Source organism: Sphingomonas sp. 66-10, assembly GCF_001897045.1.
In the GTDB taxonomy this organism is placed as follows: Bacteria; Pseudomonadota; Alphaproteobacteria; order Sphingomonadales; family Sphingomonadaceae; genus Sphingomonas; species Sphingomonas lycopersici.
This window is the reverse complement of the sequence record NZ_MKRR01000111.1, coordinates 178188-189853: the sequence shown is the minus strand read 5'-3', so window position 1 is coordinate 189853 and position 11666 is coordinate 178188. Positions and strand designations below refer to the sequence as shown.

General features: G+C 68.1%; 10 protein-coding genes and 1 pseudogene. 8 read left to right on the top strand and 3 right to left on the bottom strand.

Annotation, left to right across the window (positions count from 1 at the left end; translation table 11 throughout):
* Positions 1-227 (bottom strand): annotated as a pseudogene (locus BGN95_RS11745) (uracil-DNA glycosylase family protein); the annotation flags it as partial.
* A gap of 122 nt (positions 228-349) precedes the next feature.
* Here BGN95_RS11745 and BGN95_RS11740 point away from each other — a divergent pair.
* From BGN95_RS11740 to BGN95_RS11720, 5 genes are all read left to right on the top strand, one after another.
* On the top strand, positions 350-2011 hold the full coding sequence (locus BGN95_RS11740) for an electron transfer flavoprotein-ubiquinone oxidoreductase (protein ID WP_286772687.1): 1662 nt from the start codon (positions 350-352) through the stop codon (positions 2009-2011).
* Between the two features lie 152 nt (positions 2012-2163).
* Positions 2164-3747, top strand: coding sequence for a tetratricopeptide repeat protein (locus tag BGN95_RS11735; protein ID WP_265311964.1), 1584 nt, complete (start codon positions 2164-2166; stop codon positions 3745-3747).
* Entirely contained in the window at positions 3744-4571 is an 828-nt protein-coding gene (locus tag BGN95_RS11730; protein WP_179511464.1) for a 4-(cytidine 5'-diphospho)-2-C-methyl-D-erythritol kinase, read from the top strand. The genes BGN95_RS11735 and BGN95_RS11730 overlap by 4 nt, the downstream gene beginning before the upstream one ends.
* 117 nt (positions 4572-4688) lie before the next feature.
* Entirely contained in the window at positions 4689-5762 is a 1074-nt protein-coding gene (recA, locus tag BGN95_RS11725; RefSeq protein ID WP_179511465.1) for a recombinase RecA, read from the top strand.
* A gap of 149 nt (positions 5763-5911) precedes the next feature.
* Entirely contained in the window at positions 5912-6760 is an 849-nt protein-coding gene (locus BGN95_RS11720) for a class I SAM-dependent methyltransferase (RefSeq protein ID WP_286772686.1), read from the top strand.
* Between the two features lie 394 nt (positions 6761-7154).
* Here BGN95_RS11720 and ypfJ read toward each other — a convergent pair whose 3' ends face one another.
* A complete protein-coding gene (ypfJ, locus tag BGN95_RS11715) occupies positions 7155-8078 on the bottom strand; it encodes a KPN_02809 family neutral zinc metallopeptidase (RefSeq protein WP_179511467.1) in 924 nt (307 codons plus the stop codon).
* Between the two features lie 111 nt (positions 8079-8189).
* Here ypfJ and BGN95_RS11710 point away from each other — a divergent pair, with 111 nt between their 5' ends.
* The 3 genes from BGN95_RS11710 to BGN95_RS11700 are packed head-to-tail and all read left to right on the top strand — an operon-like array spanning position 8190 to position 10812.
* Positions 8190-9323, top strand: a complete 1134-nt coding sequence (locus BGN95_RS11710) for a patatin-like phospholipase family protein (RefSeq protein ID WP_286772685.1) — start codon at positions 8190-8192, stop codon at positions 9321-9323.
* 9 nt (positions 9324-9332) lie between these two features.
* A complete protein-coding gene (locus BGN95_RS11705) occupies positions 9333-10118 on the top strand; it encodes a 3-hydroxybutyrate dehydrogenase (RefSeq protein WP_265269184.1) in 786 nt (261 codons plus the stop codon).
* 40 nt (positions 10119-10158) lie between these two features.
* Positions 10159-10812, top strand: a complete 654-nt coding sequence (locus tag BGN95_RS11700; RefSeq protein WP_286772684.1) for a DUF4893 domain-containing protein — start codon at positions 10159-10161, stop codon at positions 10810-10812.
* A 166-nt stretch (positions 10813-10978) separates the two neighbouring features.
* Here BGN95_RS11700 and BGN95_RS11695 read toward each other — a convergent pair.
* Positions 10979-11666, bottom strand: a 688-nt coding sequence (locus tag BGN95_RS11695; RefSeq protein ID WP_286772683.1) for an anthranilate synthase component I family protein, incomplete at its 5' end; no start/stop codon positions are given.

Genomic DNA, 11666 nt, shown 5'->3' with positions numbered 1-11666 from the left:
GGGAGGACGAGCGGCGCGCGTGCGACGGCGACGGCGGGCGCAGCGGGTGCCTCGCCGCGCCGCTCGGGCATGCGCTGCTCCGCGACGCGCGGTTCCGCTTCGGGCTCGGGCGCGGCCAGCCAGTCGAACGGCTCGTCGCTCGCGAGCATGTCGACCCCGGCGGCCTGCCACCATTCCAGCGTGCTCGCCGCTGCCTTGTTCCAGTCGAAAATCTGCTCAGCCCCCATCGCGTCTATTAGGATTGGCGTTGACGCGCGGGTCAATTGCCGTGAGAGCCGTTCGGGGACAAGTCGTTGTCGGATCGCGCCCGGATGGGAACACGGGAGTGTCGGGGGCACGGGAGAATATGATGAGCGAACGCGAATCGATGCCTTATGACGTGGTGATCGTCGGTGCAGGCCCCGCGGGGCTCAGCGCGGCGATCCGGCTGAAGCAACTCGCCGCCGAGAAAGAGGCGGAGATTTCGGTCTGCGTGCTGGAAAAGGGCTCGGAAGTCGGCGCGCATATCCTGTCGGGTGCGGTGATCGATCCGCGCAGCCTCGACGAATTGCTCCCGACGTGGCGCGACGACGGCTGCCCGCTGGCCGAGGTGCCGGTGCGCGAGAATCTGCACTGGATCCTGACGCGCGGCCGCAAGTTCGACATGCCGCATTTCCTTACCCCGCCGTTCATGCACAACAAGGGCACCTACACCGGGTCGCTCGGCAATCTGTGCCGCTGGCTGGCCGAGAAGGCGGGCGAGCTCGGCGTGGAGATCTTCCCCGGCTTCGCCGCGGCGGAGATTCTCTACGACGAACAGGGCCGGGTGAAGGGCGTCGCGACCGGCGACATGGGGGTCGCGCGCGACGGCGAGCATAAGCCCGATTACCAGCCGGGGCTCGAGCTCCACGCAAAATATACCTTCTTTTCGGAAGGATGCCGCGGGCATCTGACCAAGCAGCTGATCCGTCAGTTCGATCTCGATGCGGATAGCGATCCGCAGGTCTATGGCCTGGGGATCAAGGAATTGTGGGATATCGATCCCGCGCTGCACGAGCCGGGGCGGGTGATCCACACCCAGGGCTGGCCGCTTTCGGAGACCGACGGGTCGAGCGGCGGCGGCTGGATCTATCACCAGGCGAACGGCCAGCTCAGCATCGGCTTCGTCACCTGGCTCAACTACACCAACCCGCATCTCTCGCCGTTCCAGGAGATGCAGCGCTGGAAGACCCACCCGCAGGTCGCCGCGCTGCTCAAGGGCGGCAAGCGCGTCAGCTATGGCGCGCGCGCGATCAGCGACGGCGGGCTGCAATCGATCCCCAAGTTGACCTTCCCCGGTGGCGCGCTGATCGGCGATTGCGCCGGCTTCCTCAACGTGCCGCGGATCAAGGGCACGCATACCGCGATGAAATCCGGGATGATGGCGGCCGAGGCGGCGGTCGAGGCGATCGTCTCGCAACGCGAGCTCGACGAGCTGACTGCCTATCCCGCGGCGTTCGAGCAGAGCTGGGTGAAGAAAGAGCTGTCGATCGTCCGCAACGTCGTCCCGCTGGTCAAAAAATTCGGCGAGTTCATGGGATCGGGGCTTGCCGGCATCACGATGTGGCTCGAATATTTCGGGATCAAGGTGCCGTTCACGATGCACCACCACCCGGACAACGAGACCTTGTGGCGCAAGGATCTCGTCCCGAAGATCGATTATCCCAAGCCCGACGGCGTGCTGACCTTCGACCGGCTCTCCTCGGTGTTCCTGTCGAACACCAATCACGAGGAAGATCAGCCGGTCCATCTGACGCTCAAGGACCCGTCGATCCCGGTCGATTACGATCTGCCGATGTTCGACGAGCCGGCGCAGCGTTATTGCCCGGCGGGCGTTTATGAGATCGTCGGCGAGGAGGAAGGCAATCCGCGCTTCGTGATCAACGCGCAGAATTGCGTCCACTGCAAGACGTGTGACATCAAGGACCCGACCCAGAATATCACCTGGGTCGTGCCAGAGGGTGGCGGTGGCCCGAATTATCCCAACATGTGAGTGGCGTACGGACGACGCCTTTCCCGCTAGGGATGCTCCACCCCGGCGCAGGCCGGGGTCCAGTTGCCACCGGCCCGATGCTGGATCCCGGCCTTCGCCGGGGTGGAAGGAATAACGTGGATCGTAGCCTCCAAACAGTCGCCAGGAATGCGTTGCTCGCCCTGAGTATGGGCATCGCCGCCGCGACACCGGCGCTCGCGGTGTCGCGCACGGCCGAGAGCGGGCTGCTCGCCTATCTCGCGGCGCGCGCCGACGATGCGGACGGCGACGGATCGGAAGCGGTGCGGCGCTATGCCGCCGCGCTGGCCGATACCCCGGGGAATAGCGAGGTGGCGCTCCACGCCTATCGTGAGGCGCTGGTGGTGGGGGACGATCGGCTGCTCGATCGCGCAATCGCCACGCTGGCCGCGCAGGGCGCCGCGCCCCCCGATGCCGCGCTGGTGTCGCTCGGTGCGGCCGCGCGCGCACGCGATCTCGCCGCCGCCAATGCCGCGATCGACCGGCTCGCGGGCGGGCAACTCGTGATTCTCGCCGCGCCGCTGCGCGCCTGGGCGATGCAGGAGCGTGGCGGCGACGCGCTCGACGTGCTCGCGCAGCGCCCGCGCGATTCGGTCGCGCGGCGGCTCGATGAGGAAAGCCGTGCGCTGCTGCTGATCGCGCGCGGTCGATATGACGATGGCGTCGCCGCGCTGCGCGCCGTGCTCGGCAACGACCAGGCCGCGATCGACCTGCGCATCGCGGCGGCGCGGTTGCTGCGCGGCGCAGGGCAGGACGAGCGCGCACGCGCGATGCTCGGCGGCCCGGCATCGCCGCTCGCCGCTTTGTACGACCGGCTGCCGGCGGCGAAGCCCTCGCTCGCGTTCGGCGCGGCGGTGCTGTTCGTGCGGCTGGCGGACGATCTCGCCGCGGGCGATCCGGGGCCGATGTCGATCGCGCTGTCGCGCGCCGCGCTGCGCGCCGAGCCGGGCAACGATCGCGCGCGGCTGCTGCTCGCCGACGCGCTGTCGCGGCTGGACCGCACCGATCGTGCGCTTGCGGTGCTCGACGGGGTCGACAAGGCGGGGGTCTATGCCGCCACCGCCAATGCCGCGCGGATCGCGATCCTCGCCGGGGTGGAGCGCTACGACGACGCGATCGCGATCGCCGCGCCGCTCGCCCAGCCGCAGGACGCGCCCGATGTCGCGCTCGCCACGCTCGGCGACCTGTTGCTCGCCGCCAACCGGCCGAAGGAGGCCGCGCCGGTCTATCGCCGGCTGCTCGATCGCCCCACAGCGACGGTGCGGTGGGAGCCGTGGCTGCAATATGCCGCGTCGCTCGACGGCGGCGGGGACTGGCCGGCGGCACGCACCGCATTGCTCCGCGCACAATCGATCGCGCCCGACGAGCCCGCGGTGCTCAACTATCTCGGCTATGGCGATGTGACCCACGGCGGCGACGTGCCTAAGGCGCTGGCGTTGCTCGAACGCGCCAGCGCGCTGCGCCCGACTGATGCGGCGATCACCGATTCGCTCGGCTGGGCGTGGTATCGCACCGGCAATGTCGCCAAGGCTTTGCCGCTGCTCGAACGCGCCGCGCAGGCCTCGCCCGACAATGCCGAGATTGGCGAGCATCTCGGCGATGCCTATTGGGCCGCCGGACGCCGCTACGAAGCGCGCTATGCGTGGCGCGCGGCGCAGGTGGTGGCCGACGCCAAGGACCGGGATCGTCTCGCGACCAAGATCGCCGACGGCCTGTGAACGACGGTACGATTGTCGAGCTGGCGCCGGCCAAGCTCAATCTGGCGCTGCACGTCCGCCGGCGACGTGCGGACGGCTATCACGATCTCGAAACCCTGTTCGCTTTCTGTCGCGACGGCGATGTGATCAGGCTGGCGCCGGCCGTGGCCGATACGTTTGCGATCACCGGGCCGTTCGGCGCGACGCTGGCGGCGGAGGGCGATAATCTCGTCACGCGCGCGCGCGATGCGTTCCGGGCGGCGTTCGGCGTTGCAGCGCCGTGCGCGATCGAGCTGGAGAAGAACCTGCCGATCGCCTCGGGGATCGGCGGCGGTTCGGCCGATGCGGCGGCGACATTGCGCGCGCTTGCGCGGTGGCACGATGTCGCGCCGGACGAGTCGCGGCTGTTCGGGATCGCCGCGCGGCTCGGCGCGGACGTCCCTGCCTGCCTGCTCGGCAAAAGCGCGATCGGCGAGGGGCGCGGCGACGAGCTGCGCGTCGTCGACGGGCTGGCGGGCAGGGGGGTGTTGCTGGTCAACCCCCGCGTCGCGGTGTCGACCGCGCGGGTGTTCGCCGGCTGGGACGGGGTGGATCGCGGCGCGATCACCGGCGATCCGGCGGAAGATCGCAACGACCTCACCGCGCCCGCGGTCGCCGCCGCGCCCGAGATCGCGACGGTGCTCGGCGCGCTGGAGGCACTGGCGAACGCGCGACTGGTGCGCATGTCGGGCTCCGGCGCGACCTGTTTCGCCTTGTTCGACGCGCCGGCCGATGCGCGTTCCGCGGCGGCGGCGATCGGCGCGGAACACCCCGGCTGGTGGTGGCTGGCCAGCGAATTGGCGTGATTTTCACGGGTTGAAGGAAATTTTTGTTCCCCTCTTGTTCATGTGGAACAAATCGGATACTAACACGGCGACGCGTTGAATGGTTCACGCGCTTGGTCTAGCGACGAGGGCTCCACAATGGCCGCCAACCTCAAGGTGATCGATAACGGCATGGCAATCGCGAACGCAGACCGTCAGAAGGCGCTCGACGCCGCATTGGCGCAGATCGACCGGGCTTTCGGCAAAGGCTCGGCGATGAAACTCGGCCAGCGCGAGATTCTGAAGGTGGAGACGATCTCCACCGGCAGCCTCGGGCTGGATATCGCGCTCGGCGTCGGCGGGCTGCCGCGCGGGCGCATCGTCGAAATCTACGGGCCGGAAAGCTCGGGCAAGACGACGCTGGCGCTCCACGCGATCGCCGAGGCGCAGAAGGCTGGCGGCACCGCGGCGTTCGTCGACGCGGAACATGCGCTCGATCCGGTCTATGCCAAGAAGCTCGGCGTCAACATCGACGAACTGATCGTATCGCAGCCCGATACCGGCGAACAGGCGTTGGAGATCGTTGATACGCTGGTACGCTCGAATGCGATCGACGTGCTGATCGTCGACTCGGTCGCCGCGCTGGTGCCGCGCGCCGAAATCGAGGGCGAGATGGGCGACAGCCATGTCGGCCTGCAGGCGCGGCTGATGAGCCAGGCGCTGCGTAAGCTGACCGGTACGATCAGCCGCTCGCGCTGTCTCGTCATCTTCATCAACCAGATCCGCATGAAGATCGGGGTGATGTACGGCTCGCCCGAAACGACGACCGGCGGCAATGCGCTCAAATTCTACGCCTCGGTCCGGCTCGACATCCGGCGCACCGGCTCGGTCAAGGATCGCGACGAGGCGATCGGCAACACCGTCCGCGTCAAGGTGGTGAAGAACAAGGTCGCCCCGCCGTTCAAGCAGGTCGAGTTCGACATCATGTTCGGCGAAGGCGTGTCGAAGATGGGCGAAGTGCTCGATCTCGGCGTCAAGGCCGGACTGGTCGAGAAATCGGGCTCGTGGTTCAGCTACGACAGCGTGCGGATCGGGCAGGGGCGCGAGAACGCCAAGCAGTTCCTGCGCGACAATCCCGAAATGGCCGAACGGCTCGAGCGCGCGATCCGCTCACGCACCGAGGGGCTGAGCGAGGAATTGATGGTCGGCCAGTCGGATCAGGATGACGTCTGATCGGCACCGATCTGTTCGAGGAATTTAGCTGAGCGGCGTCGTAAGCCGTCGCAACAACCGGGAAGGCCCGCTCCACTGACGGAGCGGGCCTTTCGTGTTTCGGCGCACCGTGTATCGTCGATCGTCAAGCGCTGGGGAGGGGATGGTCGATGACCAATGCGCAGGAATGGCAGGGCAGGGTCGGCAATACCTGGGCCGAGGAATGGCGGCTGACCGACATGAGCTTCGCCGGGCTCGCCGCGCCGCTTGACGCGGCGATCGCCGCCGCGGCACCGTCGAGCGGACGCGCGCTCGATATCGGATGCGGGGCGGGGGTGACGTCACTGGCGCTTGCTGCGGCGCGACCGGGGCTGTCGATCGTCGGGGTCGATCTCTCCGAGCAGCTCGTCGCGGTCGCGCGGGAGCGTGCCAGGGGCATCGCCAATCTCGATTATCGTTCGGCCAACGTGGTCGATTTCGCCGAGGCAACGCACGGCGCGGACCGTTTCGACCTCGCTTTCTCGCGGCACGGGGTGATGTTCTTCGACGATCCCGCAGCGGCGTTCCGCGCGATCGGCAGCGCGATCCGGCCGGGCGGTGCGCTGGTCTTCTCGTGCTTCGCCGCGATCGCGCGCAACCCTTGGGCGGAGGAGATTGCGGTCGCCGCCGGCGCGGCGGCGCCTGCACCGTCGCCGGACGGCGCCTATATCCCGGGACCGTTCGCCTTTTCCGATCCGCACTTTGTCCGCGGGCTACTCGAACAAGCAGGATTTTCCGCGCCGGCCCCGCAACTCGCCGACTATGCCTATCGCGCGGGGGAGGGTGTGAACGCGGTCGAGCGGGCGCTCCATTTCTTCCAGCGCATCGGCCCGGCCGCGCGATTGCTTGCCGCGATCGAGCCGGCGCAGCGCGCGCCGGTGCGCGAACGGCTGCGCGCGTTTCTCGCCGAGCGCGAACGCGACGGGGCGGTGACCTTCCCCGCAGCGGCGTGGATCTGGACCGCACGGGTGGAGGGGTGAGCGGGCCGGGCAGTCTCTGCTGGATTTGAGCGAGCGTCGCTTCTGCGTGTCTGTATACCGGGCATTTTCCACAACCGGCGTCACCCCCGCCTTGAGCCGGGGTCCATCGTGCCGCGAGCTTTACAGCAGGCCCCTCTTGCCCTGCGCCTGCCTCCCGGTGGATCCCGGCTCAAGGCCGGGATGACGAAGGGGGTAGGCGGCGCTCGACCTCCCTTGTGTTGAACTCCCCTGTGTCCCCGCGAAGGGCATCCATCAAAGTAAGACTTTGATGGGACCCAAGGCGGCGACACGGCCTGGGCTCCGGCCTTCGCGGGAGCACAAGGGAGGCTGAAGTATGACTGAATTACCGTAGGTTACGCGGTGATGTTAGAGGAAGGAGCCATATCCCGACCCCTCAGATCGCCCCCGAAAACGTGTCGCATTGCGCCGGATCGCCGCTGTCGAGCCCGCGTTTGAGCCACGCCTGGCGCTGCGCCGAGGTGCCGTGGGTGAAGCTGTCGGGCACGACGCGGCCCTGCGCTTCCTTTTGCAGCGTATCGTCGCCGATCGCCTGCGCGGCGGTCATGCCTTCCTCGACGTCGCCCGGATCGAGCCGGTTGCGGTTCTGCGCCGCCCACACCCCGGCAAAGCAATCGGCCTGCAATTCCAGCCGCACCGAAAGATGGTTGCCCTCGGCTTCGCTCGCGCGCGCCTGCTGGCGGCGGACCTGATCGGAGGTGCCGAGCAGATTCTGGATATGATGGCCGAATTCGTGCGCGATCACATAATCCTGCGCGAAATCACCGGCGGCGTGGAAACGGTCCTGGAGTTCCCGGAAGAAGCTGGTGTCGAGATAGATGCCCTGATCGGTCGGGCAATAGAACGGGCCCATCGCCGATTGCGCCGCGCCGCACCCCGATTGCCCGAGCCCCGAATAGAAGACGAGCTTGGGCTGGGCGAAGCGCTGCCCCGATTGCGCGAAGATCGCCGACCAGGTCTTGTCCGCCGAGCTGAACGCGTTGCACGCCGAGCGACTCGACGCATCGACCGAGCAGGCCGCGGTCGCGCCGCCGCCCGCGCTGTGGCGCCCGGTCTGCACCTGCGGCGCCCCGCCGGTGCTCGTCCCGCCGCCGAGCATCCCGCCGAGATTGCCGAGCCCGCCGAACACCGCGAGCAGCAGGAGCACCACGACGATCCCGCCGCAGCCGAAGCGGCTGCCGATCAGCGGCAACAGCCCGAGCAGCATCCCGCCACCGCCGCCGCCGAAATTGCTGCCGCCGAAATTCTCGCCGCGCTGATCTTCGACATTGATGTTCGGATCGAAATCGTCGAGCCGCATCGCGCTGCCCCCCGTTCGGTTGAAGGTCCGTCGCCCAAATGCGCGAATTGAACCCACGGTTGCAAGGGGCGCGCTTGATCGCGCGCGCGGCGACGTGCAGGAACGCGGGCGATGGCCGATGTCGAACCACGCCGCCGCCGCGCCAAGGCGCTGCCCCTGCCCGATACGGTGGCGCTGGTGCTGCAGGGCGGCGGCGCGCTCGGCAGCTATCAGGCAGGAGTGATCGAGGCGCTGTCCGCCGCGGCGATCGAGCCCGATTGGGTGGCGGGGATCTCGATCGGCGCGGTCAATGCCGCGATCATCGCCGGTAACCCGCCCGAGCGGCGGGTGGAGCGGCTGCGGCGATTCTGGGATCAGGCGACGAGCTGGCTGCCGAGCTTCCCGATCCTGCCCGACGATATGGTGCGCGAATTCGTCCACGAATGGTCCGCCGGGTTCGTCGCGATGGCCGGGGTGCCGGGGTTCTTCGGCCCGCGCTTCATCCCCCCGTTCATGGCGGTGCCCGGCACGCCCGAGGCGCTGAGCTTCTATGATTCGCGGCCGTTGCAGCAGACGCTCGACGAACTGGTCGACTGGGAACTGCTCAATCGCGGCCCGGTTCGGCTGTCGGTCGGCGCGGTCGACCTGGAAAGCGGCAATTTCCGCTATTTCGATACCAGGGAGGAGTGGATCGACGCGCCGCACATCATGGCCTCGGGCGCGTTGCCGCCCGGGCTGCCGCCGGTCGAGATCGACGGCAATCTCTATTGGGACGGCGGGCTGGTTTCCAACACTCCGCTCCAGCATGTGCTCGACAATCAGCGCGAGGCGATGATCGTCTTCCAGGTCGATCTGTTCTCCGCCGCGGACAAGCGCCCGCGCACGATCATGGACGTGCTCGCGCGCGCCAAGGAGATCACTTTCTCCAGCCGCACCCGCCAGATCACCGATCAGCTGCTGCGTCAGCGCAAGGAACGCGAGCTGGTGCGCAAGGTGCTCGCCAAGCTCCCCGCGGACCTGCACGACGACCCGGAGGTCAAGGCGCTGACGAAGGTCGCGGCGGAACAGCCGGTCAGCCTCGTCCACCTGATCTATCGCGCCAATGCGTGGGAGGGCGGCGCGCGCGATTTCGAATTTTCGACCCGCACGATGCGCGAGCATTGGGCCGCCGGCCAGGCGGCGGTGGAGGCGACGATGGCCAATGCCGAGCTGGTCGCCGAAAACATCCTCACCGGCCGCACCGCGGCCTTCGACATGACGCGATAGGAGCAAATGATGTTTCTGAAGGGCAAGAGCGCGGTCATCACCGGATCGACCTCGGGCATCGGGCTGTCGATCGCCAAGGCGTTCGCCGCCGAGGGCGCCGCGGTGGTGATCAACGGCTTCGGCGATGCGGCGGCGATCGAGCAGGAGCGTGCCGGGCTCGCTGCGCTGAGCGGTGCGCAGGCGCTGTACGACGCGGCGGACATGACCAAGCCCGATCAGATCGCGGCGATGATCGTCCGCGCACACGATACGCTCGGCGGGCCGGACATCATCGTCAACAATGCCGGCATCCAATATGTTGCGCCGGTCGATCAGTTCCCGACCGAGAAATGGGACGCGATCATCGCGATCAACCTGACCAGCGCGTTCCACATGATGCACGCCGCGGTGCCCTATATGCGCGAGAAGAAATGGGGCCGGATCATCTCCACCGCCTCGGCGCATAGCCTCGTCGCCAGCCCCAACAAATCGGCCTATGTCGCGGCCAAGCATGGCATCGCCGGGCTGACCAAGACGGTGGCGCTGGAAACCGCGACCGCCGGGATCACGGTCAATTGCATCTCGCCGGGCTATGTCTGGACCCCGCTGGTCGAAAACCAGATCCCCGATACGATGAAGGCGCGCAATATGACGCGCGAGCAGGTGGTCAACGACGTGCTGCTCGATGCCCAGCCGACCAAGCAGTTCGTCACCCCCGAGCAGGTCGCGGCGCTGGCGGTGTTCCTGTGCCGCGACGAGGCATCGCAGATCACGGGCGCGAATCTGTCGGTCGACGGCGGCTGGACCGCGGCGTAAGCATGCGGGTGGATGTGCGCCTGAACCAAAGAGGGGCCGAATGGCGATATTGATCGCGCTTGCCGCGCTGGTGGCGTGTCAGGCCGGGGCGGCGGAGGTCGTGCCGGTCGAGGGCGGCGCGAAGAATCTCAACGCCACCCCCGAATGCCGCACGGCCGAAGTGGCGTGGCGCCGCGCCGCCACCGCCGCCGATCGCGAGCGGCTGCGCAACTGGCGGGTGTCGTGGCTCGCGGCGCTCGACGAGGCCAAGGCCGGCGGCGGGGCGAGCGAGATCGCCGCCGATGCCGATCTGTTCGATCCCGATCGGTCGCTCGACAATCCTTTGCCGCCGGTCGGCACATATCGCTGCCGGATCGTCAAGCTCGGCGCCGCGCATCAGGTGAACCGCGATTATGTCGCCTTGCCGTCCGCCAAATGCAGCGTCGGGCAGGACAGCGGCGAAACCTGGTTCGCGATCGACGACGGGACGCAACGCCCGATCGGCCGGCTGTTTCCCGGGCCGCCGGGGCGGGGGGTCTTCCTCGGCACGCTCGAGCTGGGCGATGAGCGGCTGCCGCTTACCTATGGCGTCGACGATCAGCGCAACATCATCGCTTATGTCGATCGCGTCGGCGAGAAGCGCTGGCGGCTGCTGATCCCGGCCCCGCATTTCGACGCAAAGGCGGAACTGATCGAGATCACGCCGGGCGGGTGAGCCTGGCCTTGCCGCCTTCCTCCTCCCCTCCCTGGTGAAGGGAGGAACTGGCGGTGGGTGGGTATGAGGCGTGCGATCCGGTGCCCCTCGAGCCAACCCACCCCCGACCCCTACCTTGTTCAAGGGAGGGGAGAAGCAAGCGGGTGGGGAGCAAAGTAAAGCCGGGCTACTGCCCGAAGCCCGCCGCGCTGGCCTGCGCGATTGCCTCGCGCGCGGCGGCGATCAGCGCGCTCGCCTTGGCCTCGCATTCGCGCTGCTCATAGACCGGGTCCGAATCGGCGACGATACCGGCGCCTGCCTGCATATGGATCGTCCCGTCCTTCACCACCGCGGTGCGCAGCACGATGCACGAATCCATCGAGCCGTCGGGGGAGAAATAGCCGACGCCGCCGGCATAGGCGCCGCGGCGCTCGGGCTCGAGCTCGGCGATGATCTGGCATGCGCGGACCTTGGGCGCGCCGCTCACCGTCCCCGCCGGGAAACCCGCGAGCAACGCGTCGATCGCGTCATGCGCCGGATCGAGCCGGCCGACGACGTTCGACACGATGTGCATCACATGGCTGTAGAATTCGACCATATAGCTGTCGGTCACCGTCACGCTGCCGGCGGCGGCGACGCGGCCGACGTCGTTGCGGCCGAGATCGAGCAGCATCAGATGCTCGGCGCGCTCCTTGGGGTCGGCGAGCAGGCTGGCGCGGTTCGCCTCGTCCTCGCTCGCGGTGCGGCCGCGCGGACGGGTGCCCGCGATCGGGCGGATCGTCACCTCGCCGTCGCGCGCGCGGACGAGGATCTCGGGGCTTGAGCCGATCAGCGCGAACCCCGGCAGATCGAGGTGATAGAGGAAGGGCGAGGGG

Bases quoted from the DNA above. Each gene is read 5' to 3' on its own strand.
- BGN95_RS11740 (WP_286772687.1), top strand. From the start codon at position 350: ATGAGCGAACGCGAATCGATGCCTTATGACGTGGTGATCGTCGGTGCA.
- recA (WP_179511465.1), top strand. From the start codon at position 4,689: ATGGCCGCCAACCTCAAGGTGATCGATAACGGCATGGCAATCGCGAAC.
- BGN95_RS11720 (WP_286772686.1), top strand. From the start codon at position 5,912: ATGACCAATGCGCAGGAATGGCAGGGCAGGGTCGGCAATACCTGGGCC.
- ypfJ (WP_179511467.1), bottom strand. From the start codon at position 8,078: ATGCGGCTCGACGATTTCGATCCGAACATCAATGTCGAAGATCAGCGC.
- BGN95_RS11710 (WP_286772685.1), top strand. From the start codon at position 8,190: ATGGCCGATGTCGAACCACGCCGCCGCCGCGCCAAGGCGCTGCCCCTG.
- BGN95_RS11705 (WP_265269184.1), top strand. From the start codon at position 9,333: ATGTTTCTGAAGGGCAAGAGCGCGGTCATCACCGGATCGACCTCGGGC.
- BGN95_RS11700 (WP_286772684.1), top strand. From the start codon at position 10,159: ATGGCGATATTGATCGCGCTTGCCGCGCTGGTGGCGTGTCAGGCCGGG.